The organism is Streptomyces noursei, assembly GCF_016917755.1.
Lineage (GTDB): Bacteria > Actinomycetota > Actinomycetes > Streptomycetales > Streptomycetaceae > Streptomyces > Streptomyces yunnanensis.
In genome coordinates this window covers 9,566,560-9,587,011 of sequence record NZ_CP070326.1, presented here as the reverse complement: position 1 = coordinate 9,587,011, position 20,452 = coordinate 9,566,560, and the positions used below count along the sequence as shown (strand labels likewise).

General features: G+C 68.6%; 8 protein-coding genes. All 8 read right to left on the bottom strand.

Going from position 1 to position 20,452, the window contains the following annotated elements:
• Positions 1–136: 136 nt before the first annotated feature.
• The 8 genes from JNO44_RS41750 to JNO44_RS41715 all read right to left on the bottom strand — a co-directional run bounded on the left by JNO44_RS41750 (position 137) and on the right by JNO44_RS41715 (position 20,403).
• Positions 137–1,783, bottom strand: coding sequence for a PfaD family polyunsaturated fatty acid/polyketide biosynthesis protein (locus tag JNO44_RS41750; protein WP_205369140.1), 1,647 nt, complete (start codon positions 1,781–1,783; stop codon positions 137–139).
• Entirely contained in the window at positions 1,780–3,951 is a 2,172-nt protein-coding gene (locus JNO44_RS41745) for a 3-hydroxyacyl-ACP dehydratase (RefSeq protein WP_205369139.1), read from the bottom strand. The genes JNO44_RS41750 and JNO44_RS41745 overlap by 4 nt, the downstream gene beginning before the upstream one ends.
• A gap of 146 nt (positions 3,952–4,097) precedes the next feature.
• The gene (locus JNO44_RS41740; RefSeq protein WP_205369138.1) at positions 4,098–10,316 is read right to left on the bottom strand and encodes a type I polyketide synthase; all 6,219 of its coding nucleotides are present in this window, start codon (positions 10,314–10,316) and stop codon (positions 4,098–4,100) included.
• 534 nt (positions 10,317–10,850) lie between these two features.
• Entirely contained in the window at positions 10,851–12,983 is a 2,133-nt protein-coding gene (locus tag JNO44_RS41735) for an MMPL family transporter (protein WP_205369137.1), read from the bottom strand.
• 476 nt (positions 12,984–13,459) lie between these two features.
• Positions 13,460–14,077, bottom strand: coding sequence for a hypothetical protein (locus JNO44_RS41730; protein WP_205369136.1), 618 nt, complete (start codon positions 14,075–14,077; stop codon positions 13,460–13,462).
• Between the two features lie 1,300 nt (positions 14,078–15,377).
• A complete protein-coding gene (locus JNO44_RS41725; protein ID WP_205369135.1) occupies positions 15,378–15,839 on the bottom strand; it encodes an SUKH-3 domain-containing protein in 462 nt (153 codons plus the stop codon).
• Positions 15,836–19,675: an RHS repeat-associated core domain-containing protein gene (locus JNO44_RS41720; protein ID WP_205369134.1), complete on the bottom strand. Its 3,840-nt coding sequence runs from the start codon at positions 19,673–19,675 to the stop codon at positions 15,836–15,838. Before JNO44_RS41720 ends, JNO44_RS41725 begins: the two co-directional genes overlap by 4 nt.
• Positions 19,672–20,403, bottom strand: a complete 732-nt coding sequence (locus JNO44_RS41715) for a WXG100 family type VII secretion target (RefSeq protein WP_205369133.1) — start codon at positions 20,401–20,403, stop codon at positions 19,672–19,674. The genes JNO44_RS41720 and JNO44_RS41715 overlap by 4 nt, the downstream gene beginning before the upstream one ends.
• Between the last annotated feature and the right edge of the window lie 49 nt (positions 20,404–20,452).

The window sequence follows — 20,452 nt, the reverse complement described above, 5'->3', positions numbered from 1 at the left end:
TCTTCTCACCCAGCACGAATGCAGCACCCCGCCAACCAGGGCACAGTCTGAAGGACCTGGCCGGCCATCGGCGATGCGCCGGCGAATTCGGGTCCAGCCGTAACGTCTTCAAGACCTGGGCTTGCGTCGAAGTCGATCAGAGGGCAGTCGGGATGACGGGGATGGGCTCAGGCGCCTTGTGGCGCGGGCGGCCACCTTCCCCGCCGACGCCTGGGTCCGCGGGGGAGGGTGACGGCAGACGGTATTCGGCGCAGGAGGCCGGGAGGCGTACACCGGCCAGGCGCAGCTGGCTGACCCGGCTGTGGAAGGCGGCGCCGCGCAGGAGGTGTTCGGCGATGGTGGCTACCTGGCGTCGTTCCGGGGCGGCCAGCACGCTGCCCGCGGTCCAGGCGTTGAACGCGCCCATCGCCGGGCCGCACCAGACCTGCCAGTCGCCGGAGCGATCGGTCTGTCCGGAGGTGGCCCAGCGTGAGGCCATTGCCAGATACCAGCGGAAGACGAGGGCCATCCGGTATTTCGGGTCCCGCTCGGCGCGCGGAAGCTGGTCGGGTTGATGGGCCTTCAGGTAGGCGGTGCACTCGTCCATGACCTGTTCCAACGGACTGCGCAGGATGCGCTCTTGGAGCGTACGGCGTTCGTCGGGCGGGAGGTCGTCCAGGCTGGCGTAGTCCCGGTAGAGGCGATAGAGGCGTGCCGCGTTGCCGGGGAACAGCGTTCCGCGGGCCAGGACCTGTACCTGTACGCCCTGCTCGAACATGTCGGCTGCCGGGGCCATGGTGCAGTCTGCCAGGCCGGCCTGTGCAAGCAGGCGTTTCACGCCGGGTGAGGTGCCTGCCTCGGTGGTGGCCTGGTTGACCGAGCCGGTGACGACATAGTCAGCGCCCAGGGCGAAGGCGGCCGCCACGGCGTGCGGGGTGCCGATGCCGCCGGCGGCGCCGATGCGTACCGGAGTGCCGTGCGGGTGGGGGCGCTCGTGGGCGATCCGGTCGCGCAGCTGGATGAGAGCGGGCAGCAGGATGGCCAGCGGGCGGCGGTCGGTGTGTCCGCCGGAGTCCGCCTCGGCCGTGATGTCGTCGGCCATGGGGACGGAGCGGGCGAGTTCGGCTTGTTCGGCGGAGACCAGGCCGCGGGCCGTGAGGTCAGCGACGATCTCGTGGGGGGCCGGCCGCAGGAACAGTTCGGCGATGTGCGGGTGGGAGACCTTGGCGATCAACCGGTGTTCGGCCTGGACCCCGGTGGCCGGGTCGCGGCGCAGTCCGACCACCCGGTAGCGCACCAGGTCCGGGGTGAGCTGGACGAAGGCGGATGCCTCCAGGCAGCGCACCCCGTGGCGCAGGCACGCGTCCACGCATGCCTTCTCCATCGCGGGCGCGAGGGGGTTGTGGAGGAGATTGCAGGCGAAGGGCCTGCCGGTGGCGCCGAATTCACCCGCCAGGTGGCCGAGGGCTTGGTCGATCCGGTCCTCGGGTAGTCCCGCCGAGCCGAACGAGGCCAGGTGTCCGGTGCGGGCCAGCGCGGCGACCAGCTCCACGGAGGCGATGCCGCCGGCCATCGCGCCCGCCATGTAGGCGTAGCGGACGCCGTGGCGGCGCCGGAACTCCGCAGAGCCGATTCCCTGGGGGGACAGCGGCCCCACGGCGGCGAGCAGGGTGGTGCCGGAGCCGGGTGCGGGGGGATGGTGGGTGGCGCCTGGCCGGCCCCCGCTGCTGACGATGTAGCAGGGGCGGTCGAGTGCCGAGAGCACCTCGTACAACCCTTCGGGGTCGTGCCTGACGGCCGTCATCCCGCTTCCCCCTTGTTGCCCCGTCGCGCGGAGGTGACCTGTACGGCGATGTTGTCCACCTGGTAGATGCGCAGGTCGTCTCGCCAGACGCTGCCGTCGGCCAGGAGCCGGACGACTTCGCCTTCCCGGCGCACCTCACGGATGTGTACTTCGCCGCGGACCTGTTGGTGCTCGCGGAGGATCTGTCCGCGGTAGGTCCACCGCACCTCCTCGCCGACCGTGATGCCGAAGTGCGGCTGTGACAGGAGGTGATCCACCAGACCGGTGTGCAGCGCGTAGGCGTGCACGGCCTGGTAGAGCATCTGCACCCCCGCCGAGCCGGGCATCACCGGGTCCTGGAAGAAGTGCTGTTCAAAGTACCAGTCGTCTGGATGCACCGGTTTGGTGCACAGCAGATAGCCGGCGCCGTGCGCCCCTCCGCCGGGGACCAGGATGGCGTCTTCCAACAATGCCATCCGTCCGTGGCCCAACCGCGTGTCCTCGCGCAGATCCAGGTGGCGCAACTGCGCCGGCGGCGGTGGGCAGCGGTCCAGCCAGGGCGGGACGAGGCGTCCGCCGTCCAGACCCTGCTGCTGGGCCAGCAACTCACGGGTGAAGTACCCGTGCACGGTCTTGCCCGTGTAGAAGGGTTCGCCGCCGGTGCTCAGCGTGAAGTCGTAGCGGTGCATGAGGCCGCCGGGCAGGGCGGTGTGCGAGGTGAGGGTGGTGCGCTGCTCGACGGTCGCCCCGCGCGGATCGACTTCGCGCAGTAGCCGGGCGGTGCCGTCGAGATTGCGGCAGGTCAGGTCCTGGTCGGGGTACTCCCCCAGGACACCGAGGAGCCCACTGAACATGCCTGGGGGCTGTAGCGCGATCTCCATGAGCGCCAACTGCGGCAGGGCCCCGCTGCTCTCACGGACGTACCATGGATCCTCCGGTACGTCGTATTCGCTGGCCAGCCAGCTGCCGGGCCGGTAATCGCGCCAGGCGCCGGTCTCCGCTTGGCGGCAGCGGTCCAGCATGAGCATGTCGCCGCGGGGCAGTCGCGGGCGAACCTGCGCCGTGCCGTGGAGGTCGGGGACGTCGTGGAGCGTATGGGCTCTGTAGTTCCCCTCGGCGGCGACGGCCGGGACCAGTTCACTGCACACCGCCCACCGTCCGTCCGCGCTTCTGCGGCAGCCCTCCCGCTCCAAGCCGAAAGCCAGATCGGCTCCCGGCCTCTCCCGGAGCGCGATGCCCAGGTCGCGCAGACGGGCGACCAACTGCCCGCCCACGGTGATGCGGCAGTCGCCGGTCAGGAACGGCCGCGGGATCATGCCGAGTTCGGTCACCTCCATCTCCAGGCGGAGTTCGGCCTGCTGTGGCGTGGGGGTGTCAAACAGCTCGACAAGGGCGGGACGGTCGGTTAAGGGGGTGGTCCTGGCACCAGGGAGGCACAGGTGGAACCCGCGGTGGAAGGCGTAGACCCGCAGGAGATCGCTTGCCGTCGCGATGAGCCGCGGCCAGACGGCGGTGCCCTCGTCCGCGGGCAGATGCGCGGTGGCCCGCAGGAGTCCCTGTGCGTACGCGCCACCGCGGGGCTCGATGGCGGTGACCTCGGCCAACAGCCGGGCAGGCCAGGGCGCGGGGAGCGCCTCGGGCGGCAGGCCATGCTGGTCGAACGCGGCACCGAAGACCGACGCGAACTCACCGCCGGCCAGGGCGTCCAGCTCGGCGGCGGAGAGCCGTTCCACCGGGGTACGGGCCAGGGGGCGCGGATCGCGCGGGTAGTGGGGGACTGGCCGTCGTGGCCACGGCGGGGCCTGCGGGTGCCTGGCAACGACGGCGATGACCCGGTCCCCGTCGCGGATGTGCCACCGTGACGGCAGGGGCGGTCCGCCGGAGCCGGGGGTGGGATGGGCGTCCAGTGCCGTGGGCCCGTCCGGCGCGGTGCTGCACCAGGTCACCTCGATCGCGCCGGTGCCGTCGCCCGGGAGCGCGTCGGCCGCCGTCCCGAGGACCGCTGCCGTGCCGTCGTAGACCTCGTGCCCGGTGAGCGGCGCCGGGCCGTCGTCGGTGGGGTACGGGCCGTTTGCGCGGAGGACGTCCTCGGTTCCGGTGAGCGGGACCGTGCGGGCGAGTTGCCAGGCACTGATGGCCCGATGGGCATCGAGTACGGAGGCGTGGGCCCGCTGGAGCTGCTCGGCCATCGTCGCGGCCAGCGCCGCGGGAGGGACGGGGACGGGCCTGCTGCCGGGCCGCACTGCAGGCGGCCTGGTCGTCTGCTGAGCCGGCGGGGGGCCGGGCGGTGCTGTGAGTTCGCCTAGGGGGACTCCCTCGAAGCTGAGTTCTTCCATCATGACGTCCCGGAAAGTACCTGGCTGTAGATGGGGGAGCCGGCCCGGGCGGCGGTGCCGCGAACGGCGGTTTCCGGTTCGATCCACAGGGCGCGCACCCCGCTCCAGCGCTGGTGGATCCGTCCGTCGGGCGTGCAGGCGGTCAGCGTACCTGTGGCGAAGAGCGGGTTGTCCCCGGAGTCGACATCGGAGATGATCACGAACGGCTCGTCGTTGGGCAAGGGGGAGAACAGTTCCACCCGTTCGACGCTGACCGGCAGCGGGAGGAGACCGTCGCCGCCTTGCCGTAGCAGGTCCAGCAGCGCGGCCTGGAGCAGCAGGTCGGTCAGGGCCGGACTGTAGAGACGGCCCCCGAACGCTCCCTTGCAGAGCGGCGGGTCGGGCATCCGGGCGGTCACGATCAGCCGGTCGGACTCGTCCACACGACCGTTGCGCAGACCGGCAAGGTTCGGGCCGTGGAAGAGCCTGCCGTCGTCGTAACCGGGGTGCAGTTCCTCGGCGATCTCGTAGGAAGGCAGTTGCTCGCGTGGCGCCTCCGGTGGGCGCTCCGCCCGTCGGAAGACACCTGCGTAGTGCAGCTGTTCGTCCGCGGCGGTGACGCCGTGGACGGTCGCCCGTACGGTGTCCGGACCTGCTTCCGGATCCGGTACGAGTTGGACGCGGTACCGCTCCGGGTGTCCTTCGGGGAAGAAGATCCCTCGGGCGATACGGAAGTCGCGGAACTCGACCACCGGTTGACTGCCACCGTGTGCGCGTTCGACCATGTGCAGGCCCCAGCCCGCGGCGGCCGTCATGGGCAGTACCGGCACGTCGCCGATGCGGTGGTCGCGCAGGACCGGTTCGCCGCCGAGGCCGGTCAGCATGCGGTAGGCGGTGATACCCGCAGGTGGCAGTTGGTCCACCCGGCGGTACGGCGGCCCGAGCGGACCTGCGACGGTGACCCCGGACGCGTCGCGGTCCGGGCCGCTCATCCGCGCCAGGAAGTATGCGCACCCGGCTTCCCGGGTCAGCACGGGCACTCCTGCTTCCTTGAAGAGCTGCTGCATAGGGGTCGCCATGCCGCCGGTCCATGGTCCCCAGGCGATCGGCACGACCCGGCACCGGGGGTGGGCGGCCTGGAAGGCGCAGCCGAAGCGGGTCAACGCCTCGCTGGCCAGGGCGTAGTCGGCCTGGCGCAGATTGCCCCAGATGCCGGCTACCGAGGAGAAGAGCACCAGGTGCCGGAGGCGGTCTGTGCCCAGCGCATCGAGTACGTGCTGGAGACCGCGGAGCTTGGTGTCCACCACCGGTGCGATCGACTCCGCGGTCATCTCCGCCAGCGGCTTGTCGCCCAAAACGCCCGCACCATGGACGACACCGGTGATGTGCGGTGCGTACGGGGCGAGAGCCTGTGCCAGCTCTTGGGCGTCGAGAACGTCTGCGGCCACGTACTCGGCCTCGACGCCCTGCGCGCGCAGCTCGTCGAGCGCGCGGCGGATCCGCCGCTGACGCAGCAGCTGCTCGGCACGCTCTGCGATCCCTGTGCGGGTGGTGGGATCGTCCGGGGCCTCGCCCGCCTCGAGTGCCCGGGCCTGAAGAACGGCGCGCAGATCCTCGGCGCTGTCCACCCCGGCCGCCCAGTCCGGTTCCCCGGTCAGTGGGGTACGGCCGAGGAGGAGGTAGCCGCACCGGTGCTCGCGGGCGAGCGCGGCCACGCACCACGCGGTGATCCCGGAGGCCCCTCCGGTGACCAGCAGCAGATCCTCCCCGGTCAACGTCGCCATCGCACCGGCTTCCCCCGCATCGGCCGGCTCCGCCTCCCGCGGCGCGGGCAGCGACGGGGGAAGGTACTCGGGCGGGAACGGCGTCCCGGACAGGAACGGTGTGCGGCGGTCCGTCCCGTCCCGGGCGACCTCCCGCAGGTCCGTGGCGATGTCGGTGATCTCCGCGATGAAGGCATCGCCCACGCTCTGAGCAGACAGCCCGGGTGCGAAGTCCAACGCACGACAGAACAGGCTGGTTTCCTCCAGGGCGACCGTCTTGACCAACCCGCTCAGGCCACCTGCCAGAGCCAGGGCCAGGTCGCCTCCGGCCCCGGCGTAGCCGAGGGCCCCATCGAGCTGCGTCACCGTCATCAGCCCGGCCCGCTTCCCGCCCGCAGCCGCCCTCCGCAGAGCTCGACAGACGTGCTTGGCCACCAGCACGGCGTGCCGGAGTCGTTCGACCACCTGGGCGGCAGGCAAAGCAGAGGAAGGACTGATCGGGAGGACGCACAGATCGAGACGGGGCTCATCGGCCAAGATCTCGGCAAGGCCAGTGGAGAGCGTGGCTTCCTCCCAGTCTCCCAGCCTCCAGGTGCGGGTCTGCCCATCAGTCGTGCCGAGTGCGGCGTGGGGGACGTACAGGCGGCTGGTCCGCCAACCACGGGAGCGCAGGGCCGCGTCGAGCGTGCCGGACAGGTCACCTCCGTCGTCCAGCAGCACGGCGTGCGGCTGGTCCGGATAGGCGTCCGGCCACACATCCGGCTCGGGCAGCTCGCGCAACGCGACGAAGGCGCGGCCCAGTTCGCAGTCGCCGAAGGACAACTGCAGCTGGGGCCGGGAGCTGGCGAGGACCTCGTGCAGCTTCTCGGTCAGCTCGCGCACCGTTCTGGCTTCGCTGAACTGGTACAACTCGCTCCGGCTGATCACCGGGTAGCGACGCCACATCTCAGCGCCGATCTCCACCTGCTTCAGCGAGTCGATGCCCAAGTCCGTTTGGATGTCCATGTCGGGCTCGATCATGTCGACGTCGTAGCCCGTCTTCTCGGCCACGATTTCACGGAAGACCCGTTCCAGCTCCGCTGGATCCAGGTCGCCGATGTCCACTGGCGGCCGTTCGTCTTCGACGTCGCCCCTTTCCACAGCCCATAGTTGCGCCAACGCCGACTTGGCCGAGCTCTGCGACGTACCCGAATCGGCGGGCGGCTCTCCGGCTGGAGGGGCGGCCGGTGAGGGCCTGTCGTCGTCCGCCTCCCGGGGGCACGGCAGCTCCGGTGGTGCATCGCCGTGCGGGTACGGACCCAGCAGCGGCACCTGGCCGTTGGCGGGCAGTCGCAGCAGGCTGGTGACGACCTCCCCGGCCCTGGTGTGCGCATTCCCCAGTGCCAGGCTGTGCTCGGCGACGGCGCTGACCGCGGCAGCCAGTGACACGTCCACCCGCCCGTCCGCGGCGCTCTGGCTCAGCAGGCGGGTCAACTGCTCCGCCGTGTGCAGCTGGCCGTCCAGGTAACGGGTGTGCGCGGCCAGATGCTCGGCGGCGGCACGGGAGAGCGGGTCGGTTTGCCACTCGCGTACGGCGGGGCCCGCAGCGACAGCGGGCGTCGAGGTCTGTTCCTGGGACGGGGCCCGGCGCTCTTCTGCGCTGGGACGAGCCCCTTCCTCGGCGAGCAGCCTCTCGTAGGTGGGGCGGCGGGACACGGTCGCGAAGAGCGGACCCTCCAGGGTGCGGGCGACCTTCGAAGGGACGGGGCGTTCGGCCCGCGGCGGGGCGTCGTAGCGGCCGATGCCGCTCAGCGGCAGCCCCAGAACTGCAAGTCGGACAGCGGCCTGCTTCAAGGCCGCGCAACTGTCGGCGGCACCGCCGATGTCGCAGGCGACCGCCGTCACGCCGCGTTCGCCCAGGGTTCGTTCCACCAGACCGGTCAGGATGTGCTTGGGCCCGAACTCCACGAAGATCCGGAAACCGTCCGCGTACATTTCCTCCAGTCGGGCGGCGAAGTCGACCGGTCGACGAAGCTGCTCGACGAGGGTGCGGCGGTTGGCCTCTGGGTCCTGGCCGTAGGCGGCGCCGGGCGTGTTGGCATAGACCCGCAGGGTGGGGGACACGAACGCGGTCGCGGCACAGGCCGCGCCGAACGTCTCGACCGCGTGCTGCACGTGGGAGGTGTGGAAGGCGGCGGCGACCGGCAGCCGCTGCGCCGGGACCCCCCGGGTGATGCATTCCCGCACAAACCGCTCCACGGCGGGGACCGGGCCACCGACCACGTACTCGTTCGGGGCATTACGGTGACAAACCGTCAGATCGGCGTGTTCGGACAGCGCCTGCCGGATCTCCGGCTCCGGTGCCCGGACCGCCGCCAGGGTGCCGGCGTCGCCCTCCCGGCCCGGCGGGGGCTCCATGGCCCGCCCACGCGCGTGTGCCAGCGCCAGGAACGCCTGGTCGTCCCAGACGCCGGCCGCCCACAGTGCGGTCAGTTCCCCGAAGCTGTGTCCGAGCAGTCCGTGCGGAACGAATCCCAGCTCCCGCAGGTAGCGGTACTGGCCCATGGACAGTGCACCGATCGCCGACTGCGCGTAGGCCGTGCGCCGCAGCCGGTCCTCACACGCCCGCTCCTCCCGGTGGCCGGGTGGCGGGAAGACCGCGCGGGCCAGACTGTCGGAGGAGGGGAAGAGCGCGTTGGCGGTGTCGAAGGCGGCTCGCACTGGGGGCACGGCCATCGCGGCATGCAAACCCATCTCCACGTACTGGCTGCCCTGGCCGGAGAAGAGCGCGCCGACCTTCGCCTCCGGCGGCAGGGCCCGTCGGCGGTAGTGGATGCCCCGAGTGTGGCTCCAGCTGTCATGGCCGGAGTTCACCCGTAGCTGCTGGATGGCCGTGGCCAGCAGCGCGTCGCGGTGCTCCTGCCCGGTGGCCACGAAACCGACCCGGGCGTGCCCGGCCGGTACCGGACCGTCGTCCGCGGCATCGCCCTGCTCCAGGCGCTCGCGTAGCTCGTCCGGGTCGACGGCATGCCACAACAACGCCTCCGGAGTGCGGTGCAGCGCATGCTCCAGGTGCCCCGCCCCACCGGGATGCTCCTCCAGGACGGCGTGATAGTTCACCCCTCCGAATCCGAACGCGGAGACGCCCGCCCTGCGCACCCCCCGGGAGGCGTCACGCACCCAGGGGCGAGCGGTGGTGTTGAGGTAGAGCGGGCTGTTCTCGGCGGTGGCGGCCGGGTTGGGGGTGTCCACATTGATGGTGGGCGGCAGCACCTTGTGATGCAACGCCAGCACCGCCTTGATCATCCCGGCCACCCCGGCCGCGGCCTTGGTGTGGCCGATCTGCGACTTCACGCTTCCGACAGCGGCGAAGCGGCCCCCGCCTGGGGTGGCCAGCAGCTCGCTGAGCGCGTTCAGTTCGACGCTGTCGCCGGCCGGGGTGCCGGTGCCGTGAGCCTCGATCAGCTCCACCGACCGCGGCGCGCAGTCGGCGTCCTCGTACGCCCGTCGCAGCGCGACCAACTGGCCCTCACCGCAGGGCGCGTAGATGCTCTGCGCCATCCCGTCGCTGGAGCTGCCCAGGCCCCGCAGCACCGCGTAGACCCGGTCCTCATCCCGCTCGGCGTCGCCCAGGCGCTTGAGCGCCAGCATCCCGACGCCCTCGCCCACCAGCGTGCCGTCCGCCTCCGCGTCGAAGGGCCGTACCCGTCCACTCGGTGACAGCGCGGGCGTCTTACTGAAACACATATAGGGAACGATCGAGTTGTCCGCGTCGCAGCCTCCAGTGAGCATCAAGTCGGCCCGACGGCTGAGGAGTTCATCGACAGCTGAGCGCAGCGCGGCCAGCGAGCTGGCGCAGGCCGCGTCAACGGTGTGGTTGGCGGCCCGCAGGTTCAGCCGGTTGGCGATCCGGCCGGAGACGATGTTGCCCAGGACTCCGGGGAAGGAGTCCTCGGTCCAGGGCGGCAAGCCGGCCAGACGCGTGCGCATGACCCGGCGTGCCTGCTCCTCGGGGATCCCGAAGGCGACCATCGTCCGCACCATCTCGGGAGCGAGCAGCCGGGAGGCGAGTGGGATCAAGGTGGAGTTGGACCCACATACCCCGAGCACCACCCCGGCACGCTCCGGATCGAGCCAGTCCCGACGCCCGCGGGCCGCATCGGCCAGCACCTCCTTGGCCACCATCAAGCTCAGCAGTTGCACCAGGCCCACGGAGTCGACGCTGTTCGGCGGCATCCCGAACTCCCGCGGATCGAACACCACCGGAGCCAGGAACGCCCCGCGGCGGCAGTAGGTCCGGTCCTCGGCGAAGGGGTCGGGGTCGTAGTGGTCGTCCGTGCTCCACCACGCCTCGGGGACCTCCTCGGAGCAGTCCCGGCTCGCGACAATGTTGTCCCAGAACTCCTGTACGTCCCGGGCCTTAGGGAACTTCCCGGCAACGCCCACGATCGCAATCGGATCGTGAGCCAGGCGGCGGTCGACGGCATCGGTTCGCACCACTGGGCACCCCACTCAGACAGCGACCAACGGAAGAAGCAGCCGAAACCCATTGCCGCCTCCGCGGGAACGGGATTATTGGGCGCTCTTTGTGAGGCTAGCGCCTTTGCCATTCCCCCGGTAGATGCCAACTGGGATCGCCCGTTTACCGGGTATTCAGCTGTCCGACCGGACAGCGATCGACGCCGCTGGATCGGCTTCGCCAAGAAAGCCGACTGCTAACGGCCCGATCGTACGTGCCATGAAACTCTGCCCGAAAAAAAAGCGCATCGCATTCCTGCCATGGAGTTTGGCGGCGAAAACTGTACGAGCATGGTTGAGCGCCCTTCACTTACCGCCTGGTTATTCGCCGTTCCGCGGAGCGGACTCACGCTCGCCAGGCGCTGCACGGGCAGTGGCGACGAATGGGGCCAGCGACCGGCGGCCGTGCGACCGCGTTCGAGCACCGCGGGCGTGTCTGCCAGTGCCCATGACGCTTCGGGGCTGAACTCAACCTCATCCGTGTTCTTCGCTGCCCCTGGTGTGTTTCCGTGGTCAGGACACGAGCCCGCCTGATGTACCGGATGCTTGGGACCGAGGTTTGCGTGTTCCGGGTAGCCACCAGTTGGCTCGCCCCAGCATCCGCATGATGGCCGGAACGAGCAGCGCCCGGACGAGGCTGGCGTCCAGCGCGACAGCGATGAACACGCCCATGGACAACTCCTTGACCAGAATCACGCCGTTGGTGGTGAAGATCGCGCTGACGACCAGCACCACCGCCGCGGAAGCGGTGATCATGGGAGCGGACCGCTGTAGCCCGGTCGAGACCGCAACGGCATTGTCGCCGGTGGCGTCGTACTGCTCGCGGATGCGCGACAGGAGGAGGAGCTCGTAGTCCGTCGAGAGGCCGATCAGGAGGATCAGCATGGTCACGGGCTGGGTGACATCGATATAGCCGGTGCGGCCTGCACCAACCAGCCATGTCAGGTGCCCGTCCTGGAAGATCCATACGAGTGCGCCGAAGGAGGCGCCGATGGACAACGCGTTGACGAGCAGCGCCTTCGCCGGCAGGACCACCGACCGCAACGTCGTCAGCAGCAACACATAGGTGAAAGCCGCGATGGAGAGCAGGACCCACGGCAGTCGTCGGCCCAGCATCTGGAGGGTGTCCTGGGCCATGGCCGACAGTCCGCCGACCAGCACTTGTCCGCCGTCCGGTGGGTGCAGCGCGCGGATGCGCTGCACCAGTGTGCGGGTGGCCGGGTCCTCGGCGCTGCCGTCGTGGGTCAGGTAGATCACTGCGCTGTGCTGGGACGTCGCGGCGATGAGCCCGGCACCCGCGCCGGGCAGATGGATGAGTTCGTTGCCCCAGGCTGTGAGTGTCCGCTGTCCGGTGCGGGTGTCGAGTCGGTGCGGGACGGTGACCACCACCTGTACGGCGTCCAGTCCGCCGAGTGCGAAGTCGCGTTGCAGGGCTTCGGAGGCCAGGCGGGCCGGCGCGTCGGCGGGCAGGGTTCGCTGGTCGGGGAACCCGAGGGTGATGTGTGCGAAGGGTGCTGTCAGGACGAGCAGGGTCAGTAGGACGCCGATCGTGTAGTGCCCTGGCCGGGCCATCACCGCCCCGGCGAGTCTGGCCCAGGGCCCCTCTCCCTCGGCCGCACGCTTCCACCGTGGCGGGCGGAGCCGTCGAGCGATAAGGCGCGGGCCCAGGAGGGCCAGCGCGGCGGGCAGCGCGGTGACGCTGAGAACGGCGCTGACGGTGATGACGATGGCCGCGGCGACACCGATCGACCGCAGGATGCCGACAGGGAAGAGCAGGAATCCCAGAGCGATGCCGCTCATGGTCGCCCCGGAAAAGAACACCGTGCGGCCGGCGGTCGCGCAGGCGGTGGAGACCGCGTCCGACACGCTGTCACGGCCGGCGAGTTCTTCGCGGAACCGGCCGACGACGAACAGGGCGGCATCCACTCCCAGGGCCAGCCCCAGCGCGGTCACCAGGCTCAGGGTGATGGCCGAGATCTCCACCACGTCGTTGAGCAGTACGAGTACGCCCAGCGTGATGCTGATGCTTAGCCCACCGATGACCACCGGCAGCAGGGCGGCCAGCAGATTTCGGAAGATCAGCAGGAGCAGAGCAAACACCAGGGGAAGCGCGATGAGCCGGGCCCGGTTTACATCCGCCAGGCCCCTCTCGGCGACCCCGTCGACCAACGCGATCGGCCCGGTGTACTGAATGCGGAAGCCCGCCGCCCGCAACGCTGGGCGCAGCCGGTGATAACTGGCCGTGCGGCTGGTGTCGTCCGCTCCAGCGAGCATGATGAGGACGGCTGTCGCATGGCGGTCCTTCGAAGCGAGCAGGGGCAGTTCGCGCGACCAATACGACATCGTGGAGACGATGGTCCCCTTCGGCACGGACGCCAGCGAACCCTCCACTGCCCGGCGGAACACCGTCTCCCCCACCGTATGGCGGGGGTTGCGGTAGATCGCGATCACGTCCGCGCCACCTCGCCCAATGCGTTCCCGGACCGCTATGGCGGCCCGGTTCGACTCGGCGTCGCGCGCGATGAATCCCCCGTAGCTGAGCCGGTCGTGGATGTCTGACGCCGCAACCGCCGCCAACGCGGCCAGCACCAGGGGCACCACGAGAAAGACCCACCTGCGGCGGGTGGCGGCACGGCCGAGCGTCACGAACACGCGTCCTCCCAGATCGGGCACGTAGGGGCGGTAGGCGAGCGTCTGGAATTCGAGCTCGCCACGTTGACGGCAACCGCGACGATGCGGACGCCGCGTCGCCCAGTCCCGTCAGTCTCCGAAATCGACGATGTGCCGGCCCTTGCCAGCGGTCAGTTGCTCGGCTGCTTTGATGAAGCTGACCGGGAGTTGGCTTGTACCCAGCCCCAGGTGGCGCACGCGCACCGTTGGCGTGCGGCCGCTGGCTGTGCAGGGCGCACCGCATCAGCTCCGTCAGGAGACCGACTTCGGTCGCAGGAAGAGGTCGGTGGAGAACGTGAATGCGGAAAGGATGGAAGAGAGCCTGCCCGGAGAATCTCCGTCACGGAGCAGGGGCTGATCGCTGCCGTTGTCAACGGTTACCGAGATCCTTTTGCTGGAGCTTGCGCCAGGGGTATGTAACGCCCGGCGCAAGCCCGTTGAACCCCTCAGGTTCAGGTCACTGCCCCGCTACCGGAGCCGGTGGCCCCGGCGAAGGTCCCGCTGGAAATGCAGTCGAGCCGAACCTGCTCAGGAGCGATGCCGTCACCCTTCACCATCGCGCCCGTGAAGGCGCCGCCCGTGATCGAGCCGCTGGCGATGCTGCCCGAGAGTCCGTGGCCGGCAGTGGCGGTCCACACCACAGTTCCCGCGCCGGTACTGGTTTGCCCATCGGGCCAGGTGACCTTTGCCGTGACGTTCGTCGTTGCGCCCGCGCAGTTGTTCCGCGGGATGGAGAACGTTGCCGTGCCGATGGCGATGCCGTTCTCCGTGCCTGTGACGTCGCACGACCCCCTTGCCTGGTACTTGACCGACTCGCCCGGCTCCGAGGGGTCGTCGGTCTTCGTCACGCCTCCTGTGCCGCTCTTGCAGATGATGTTGACGGCCGTGATGCCGGCCGTCCGCGACGGCGCGGCGGGCGCGGCCGTGGCCATCACCGCGGTTCCGGCCAGAGCCGCGAACAGTCCGTAGACACCGAGACGGATGAGACGGCGGCGCCACGTCGACGACGTGCCCGCAATCTTCCCGACGTCTTCCTCCAGGCTTCCCTGGACACTCTTTTCAGTGCACATGCCTCCTCCTTCCGAGAGGAAATAGATCTACACCGGGACAGGGACAATCCCTACGCGAAAAAAATACTCAAGACAGGGTTGCATGAGCCCGAATTAAGGCACTTCATCACTCCGTGAATCCGGAAAGAAGCCACGGTTTCGCAGCAGGGGTGAGTGAGTTCCGGGTAAATGAGCTTAACGAAATAGTGCGCCTACGCGCGCTGCACGCAGGGCAGAGTGATTGCCCGCCCAAGGTCACTCCCCCCTTACGCGAATCGTACAGCGATGCGCGTCGCAGGGGAAGATGCCGGAACGCGTTAATCTAACTGCTCTGCCGCAACGCCGCCATGGCGGGGTGAATGCCCTTCGCGCGTCACTTCGATAAAACATATCAACGAAATGCACGCATTCGATATTTGGTCGAATGTGAGATTCGGGTGTGGCGAGGGCGCCCCTAGTGGCTCGTGATCCCGCTCGCGTCGCTTTGTATTGTTCGCGACGAGCTTCCTGATGTTGCGTTGTGTCAGGCGGGCTCTCGCGAGGATCTGGTTGGTGGTGGCGGTAGCGGTCCAAGTGAAGGGTTTCGTCCGCGTTCCAGGAGTTGATCTGGTCGGGGATCTCGTTGACCAAGAGGCAGGCGGCGGCCACGGTCGTCATTGGACGCTCGCGGGATGCCGGGATGCCGGGATGCCGGGATGCCGGGATGCCGGGATGGCCAGGGCGCGAACCGTCTGCTGCTTGCCGCCTCCCCGAGGGTCAACCGTGTCCAGCGGGGGGGGGGGGGGGAGTTGCCGGCCTGCCTGACCGAGGTGTGCCCGGGCCGTTCCAGGCCCCCGCTACGGAAGACGCCGATGCGCGGAGGGACGCGAGCCCAGGCCGCTGCGCCAGCACGGCGGGCCTGGACCGGTAGATCATCTTGCGTGATGTGAGTGCAACTGGCTGACGAGGGCCGGGTGTTCAGCGAGCCGTACCTGCCGATCGGCATGTACGGTCCGTACCGCGCGTGACTGCGGCACTACAACGGGCATCGACCTCACCCGGCCCGAGATCAACGCCCCGTCACGCCTCCGGGCAGCCCGCCACCGTCCACGACCTCGGCTGCTGTCGACTCCTGTGCACCCGCATCCTCGGCGGCGCCATCAACGAGTACCGGTACGCCGTTTGACGTCGGCGATGTCTTTTCGGGCCCCCTCAAGCGAGACTCGGCCGGCATCGCGACAGAGAGACGAATCTCCTGAGCCGCAGCTTCCTGCCGTCGTTTCGGTGAAACGAGTGACGGTCCCTGGTGGCCAGGGCAAGGGCCACCAGGGACGGCACCGGTTCAGAAGAATGTCCTGTCCCAGTTGCCCGTAACGAGCGCTCGTACTGCATTCTCGAAGCCATTCGCGATCCGCTGGTATCCGGCGTCTCCGACGAACAGGACATCGCCGTTCTCTGCCAGCAGCACAGCCTCCTCGGTCACGAATGCGGTGCCGACCAGCGAGACCGGCTGACCAAGCTCTTTGGCGAAGATGCGAACGTTCCGGGGCGTAGCGTGTGTGCTCTCCAGGGTCCGTTCAACGGATGTCGTGAGCTCCATCTCCGAGTTCTGGAACCTCAGGACCATGGTGAGCTCGCCATAGCTCTCCAGGAATTCTCGGAGCTGGTCAGTTACCTCGTACCCGTCTTCTGTGTACCGCTGGCAGGCTTCCTCGATGTCCAGCGGGTGGACCTCGAAAGTAGCAGGTCCCGAAAGGGCGTCCCGCAGTTCCTGTAGCGCCCGCCTCTCTGGGGTGCCGTTCATCCTGTCAGGACCTCTCCTCCGAAGCCGGGAACCCATGTCCTGCAATTTTCGCACATCTTGAATTTTCCCCCCTTGGGGTTGACGGTCACGAGATCAATGTTCTTGGGGTCTGCGCCGTCCTTGATCGCATTGGTGAACATCCGAGGCTCAGCACACACGCCGGGCGGGCGATTGTCTGTCTCCTTGCGTTGAGATTCCTTGGGCATTGCATCGATCACAGCCTTTTCGTGCCCCGTTTCCGGGCCGCTGTCACCGTAATAGATTTTTCCGGTGGTCCGATCCTTGCCCACGGCGTAAGCCCCGGGAGGCCGTTCGTCCTCGCCCAGACTGTCGGCGACGTGCTGGACTCGTTCCTTTCCCAGACCCATCAACTCCTTCTTGAGCGGGTTGCCCTGGTTCTTCGGCATGAGACCGAGCGGGTCGCACCACGTGTGAGGGTTGTGGACGTAGGCATCAGGATTGGGAGCGGGACTGAGGCCGAGCGGGTCGGGAGTGACGTAGCGGGCGGTCTCGGGGTCGTAGTAGCGGTTGAGGTTGTAATGGAGGCCGGTCTCGGGGTCGAAGTACTGACCGGGGAAGCGCAGCGGTGTGTTGGTCGTACTGCCGGCCGCCCAGCTCGTGTTGCCCCAGAGGGTAGGGACGGTTCGCCAAGCGATGGTGTCGGTTGCCGTGTCGACGAGTTCGGTCGGGGTGCCGACGAGGTCGGTGACTATCGCGAAGAACCGGCGGTCGATCTGGTCCTGCGAGATGTCGGTTGTTGCCGTCTTCGTGATGGTCTCGGTCTGGGCAAGGGGGTGCAGACCGCGATAGTCCCAGCTCATGCTGTAGGGGCCGGGTAGGGAGGGCGCGTACGTCGTCTGCTCGGCGAGGTTCGAGCCGTCCCACGTGAAGTAGGTTCGCTCTTCTGCGGTGCTCCCGTCCGCGGCCAGGCGCTCCTTGGATATGCGCCGGCCGAACGGGTCGTAGACGTACCGCCAGCGGGCGCCGTCAGGAGCGGTGACGTGGGTGAGGCGGTCTTCGGCGTCCCAGGTGTAGTGCCAGGTGGCGGGCTTCTTCGACAGGCGGGTGATCTGGCGGAGAGTGGTGCGGCCGGCAGCGTCGTATTCGTAACGTACCCGGCCCGCGGTGGTGAGCTGCGTGCCCTCGTACGCCCGGGTACCGAGTGCCGCCGCGTGGAGACCGGTCGCGGGCCAGTTCGCCTCGGTGAGGTTGCCGGCGGGGTCGTAGGCGTACCGCTCGGTCCATGAGGCAGCCCGTACGGCGGTGACGCGACCGACGGTGTCGACGTCGAAGGCGCGAGGACCGTTGAGCTGGTCGTCGATGCCGGTGAGGATGCCGTCGGCGCGGTAGGTGTAGTCGCGGCGTTGCAGCACCGACTGCCCAGACCTGAAGATCTGGCCGGTGAGGCGGTGCTCGGTGTCCCAGGAACTGGCCAACGTGAGGTGGTCGCCGAGGCTGCGCTCAACCTCGTGGCCGGCTGCGTCGTAGGCGAACGTGAGGCGGCCGGCGGCGGTGGACAAGGAGGTGCGGCGATCGGCCTGGTCGTAGGTCCAGGTGCTGGAATGGCCGCCGGGAGTGGTCCGCCCAGTGCGTCGGCCGAGGTTGTCCCGGGTGTGGGTGAGGGTCCGGCCGTTGACGGTCTCGGTGACCAGGTTGCCGAGACCGTCAACGGTGCGGAGCAGAGTGACGTCGGGGCTGGTTGCTCGGCGCAGGTGTCCGGCGAGGTCGTAGGTGTAGCTGGTGACGGCCCCGTCGGCGTTCTTCTCCACCAGCTGACCGAGTACGTCGTAGCGGAACCGGATCTGCTGGCCCAAGGGGCTGGTTCGCGAGATGAGCTGACCCGCGGCATCCAGCTGATAGCTGACGCTGCGGCCGTGAAAGTCGGTCTCCGATATCAACTGGCCGGCGGCGTCGTAGACGTACTCCCAGGTCTGCCCGAGAGCGTTGGTGACGCCCACGAGCCGCATGTCGGCGTCGTAGCTGAAGGTGAGACGGGTGCCGTCGGGGTTGGTGCGGGCAGCGAGGGTCTCGAAGGGCGTGTACTCGAAGGTGGTGACCAGGCCGAGCCGATCGGTGTGCGCGAGGAGGTTGCCCTCGTCGTCGTAAGCCCAGGACTCGGTGCTCCCGTCAGGAGCCGTGTAGGACGTGAGACTCCCTTCGACGCTCCAGGCCAGCCGGGTGACGCCGCCCAGCTGGTCGGTGATGGCGGTGACCCGGCCGAAGGCGTCGCGCTCGTACCGGCTGGTGGCTCCGGCCCGGTCGGTCACCTCGATGGGCAGACCGGCCGGGTTGCAGCGGACGCGGGTGGAGTTGCCGAGAGCGTCGGTGACGGAAGCCAGGTGCCCGGACTCGTCGTAGCCGTAGCGTGTGGTGACGCCGATGGGGTCCGTGAGAGAGGTGCGCCGGCCGGCCTCGTCAAAGGTCTGCTGCCAGGTCAGACCACCCGGCCTGGTAATCAGCGAAGGCAGACTTGAATCGCCGAAGTAGGACGCGGTGGACTGCTCACCGTCCGGACGCGTGACATTGACGAGACCGCCCGTGTCGTCGTACTCGAAACGGGTCGTGCGCCCGAGCGGGTCGGTCTGGGACAGCAGGTTGTCGTACTCGTCCCGTTCGAAGAACGTGGTGTTTCCGAGCGGGTCCGTCTCGGCGACGACCTGGGCGTGCTCATTGATCTGATAACGGGTGGTGTGGCCAAGCGCGTTGGTCTCGGAATGAACTTTGAGACCGGTGACCGGGTCGGGATCGCCGTACTCGAAGTGAAACCTGAGCGAGCCGTCCGCTCCGCCTTCTTCCACGACCCGGTCGAACTCGTCGTAGGTGTAGAGGTATCGGGTGCCGTTCCGGTCGGTCCAGGAAAGGATCCGGCCCTGCGCGTCGTTGGCGAAGAGCAGGGGACGGCCGGAGGAGTTGTAGACCTCCGTCAAGTGGCCGTCGGTGTAGCCGTAGCGCGTCAGGAGGACTTCCTGACCGTCTTCGCCCGCGCCGGCCAGGTGCAGGGCGGTGATCCGGCCCGCTTCTGTGGTGACCAGGAGCCGGTAGCCGCCGGAGTGAGTCATGCACAGCGGGGCGCCGTGGGCGTCGTAGGCGAAGTCGACCCGGCGGTCTGCCCGGTCACGTATCCCGGTCAGCAGGGCCGTCTCGCCGTCGGGCTGACGGGTGAACTCCCGGACCAGCCCCGTGGTGACGTCCGTCAGGGCGTAGTCACCAGTCAGCTCGTCGACGTCGAGGTCGAGGCGGGCACCGGCCGATGCCTGGGCGGGCTCACCGGCGGTCGGGTGCGGATACGCCTGCGCTGTGCGGTCGGCGCTGAGGTAGACCACACCCTCATCGTCGATCTCCAGCCGCTCGTCGAAGGTGCAGACCCAGCGCGGTCCCATCCAACGCCCGGCCTGGTAGCCCGACTCGAAGGAACGCTTGAACAGCAGCGGCAGAGAGCCAGAAAGTGAGACATCCATCTGCTCGATGAACATCCGCCCCGTCGCCATGTCGACCGGTTCACCGCCCTGGCAGACGGAGTCCTTCGGGCGACCGGCTTCACGCGGGTTCGCCACCTGTTCACGGCCTTTGCCTCCAGCGGACGTATTGCTGCCGGGGCGGCCGCCGGTGCCCGTGGTGCGCGGGGCGCGCGGCAAGTCGTGCTTGTTGCCCTTGAGGAGCTTGTCGAGTTCCGCAGCGTGTTTGGCGTCGTTCTCGGCGTGGTTGGTGGCGACCTTCTTCAGCCGGCCCCCGGCATCGTGGTAAAGATCCTGGATGGCCTTGCTCGCGTCCTTGGCCAGGGTCTTGCCCAGCTTTTCTGCGCCGTGTTCCAACGCCTTGACGATCCGGTTGCTCATTCGAAGCTCACCCCCGCAGCCTTCGACTCGAACTCAGCGGCGTGCGACGCCACTGTCCGCGCATGCCCGCGCAACAGCTCGGCGCGCGCGTGCAACTCCTCCGGATGGATCGAGAAACTCTCCCCCGCACCGCCCCCGCCGCCGGCGGAGACACCGAGCGCGGACTGGGTTGCCTGGAAAACCATGCCGCTCACCGCCTTGCCGACCACCTCCACCAAGGGGTTGATCGCCGCTTCGATGACCTGGCCGATGATGTACTGCTCCAACTGCTGCTCAAGGAAGTTCACGAGCTTCTTGCCAGCCGCTATGACCAGTGCCTCGGCCGCCTCCGCGATCCCGAGGGTGGCGACCGCTGCCGCCTGGTCCGCTATGAATGTGATGGCCAGCACGATGAGTTCGGCGATCGCCTCCATCTTCATCGCCACGATGGTGTCCGCTGCGATATCCAGAGCACTCGCCACCGTGTGACAGGCATTGACCAGCTCCGTCATATGGCTGCCTGACAGCTGGGCCCACTTGGCCAGCAGCGCCTCATAGGACGCGCCCTGGTACACCTCGGCCATCTGGTGGATCGTCGCGGTGGAGTCCTTGTGCGTGTCGTCGATCTTCTGCGCGAAGTCCCTCACGTGGGAAGCGAATTCGCGGACCTTGTCCTCGTTGACGTTCGGCCAGTTCACCCCGATGAACTGAAGGAACGACACCACCTCTTCAGGCAGCTCAATCGCCATGCTCATCCCCCCTGGTCATATCTGCGACAGCCCATCAGACTCTGCCCAA